The sequence below is a fragment of the Drancourtella massiliensis genome, assembly GCF_016900655.1.
Taxonomy (GTDB): domain Bacteria; phylum Bacillota; class Clostridia; order Lachnospirales; family Lachnospiraceae; genus Sellimonas; species Sellimonas catena.
Genome location: NZ_JACJKH010000076.1, coordinates 1 through 1,102, shown reverse-complemented (window position 1 = coordinate 1,102; position 1,102 = coordinate 1). Strand labels below are relative to the sequence as shown.

General features: G+C 41.7%; 1 protein-coding gene. It reads left to right on the top strand.

Annotated features, from left to right (window positions below):
- The coding region (locus H6A32_RS15770) for an Rpn family recombination-promoting nuclease/putative transposase (RefSeq protein ID WP_204864815.1) at nt 1–784 on the top strand (784 nt) is incomplete at its 5' end.
- Between the last annotated feature and the right edge of the window lie 318 nt (nt 785–1,102).

Here is a 1,102-nt window from a genome sequence, read left to right as displayed (position 1 = left end):
CGCATTAAACCACTCTTCCTATACGAACGAAGAAGATCTTGAAATCACCACTCTGGAAGACGTCATCTATGTAGGAATGAAAAATGACGTATCTTTTCTCTTTTCCAGTACCCTCAATCTGTACGAACATCAAAGCACCTTAAATCCCAATATGCCGATCCGCGGCCTGTTTTATATGGCACGCATTTACCAGAACTATATCAAGAAACACGGGCTGAATCTTTACAGCACACGACAGATTCCTTTACCCGTACCGGTATATGTGGTATTCTATAATGGACAAAGCGAAGAATCGGAATACCGGGAATTAAACCTTTCAGATTCCTTTATGAAATCTGCATTTGCGGGACAGGCCGCACTGGAATGCCGGGCACTGATGCTCAACATCAATCTTGGGCACAATCAGGAACTTCTCAAAAGCTGTAAAGTTCTATGGGAATACTCCTACTTTATAAATGAAGTACGAGAAAACCAAAAACAGGGGCTTGCCATAGAAACAGCAGTCCGGGAGGCGCAGAAAAGCTGTATCGAAAAGGATATCCTGAAAGAATTCCTGGAGCAAAACAGTGCGGAGGTGAGCGATGTGATCCTGGAAGAATTTGATCAGGAAAAATATGAGGAAGATCTTCGGCGGGAAAGCTGGGAGGATGGCAAAATCGCCGGTATGGCATTTGAAAAGAAAGAACTGCTGGTCAATTTGTACCGTAAACATTTGCTGACTTTGGAACAGGCCGCAGAGGAGTATGGTACAACAGCAGAAGAGTTCCAAAAATTTTTATTGTGATGCCGAAACAATTTGGCATATGTTGATTTATATCACTTCTATTACTATACTGTGAACATGTTCTTTCCCGCCTTTTCCTACAAGGCGGGAGCCATTTCTCATTATCTATTGATTCCATTCTATTTTCAAATCAAAGGAGGCTTCTGCCTATGAAGAAAAAACAAAGAAAAATCACATCTAAAACAAAAAAACGGAACCGGTCCTTGGGAAAACCTGTCAACCGAAAGTACAAAGACACTCTTTTCCGTATGATTTTCCGGGACAGACACAATCTTTTATCCCTCTATAACGCATTAAACCACTCTTCCTATACGAACG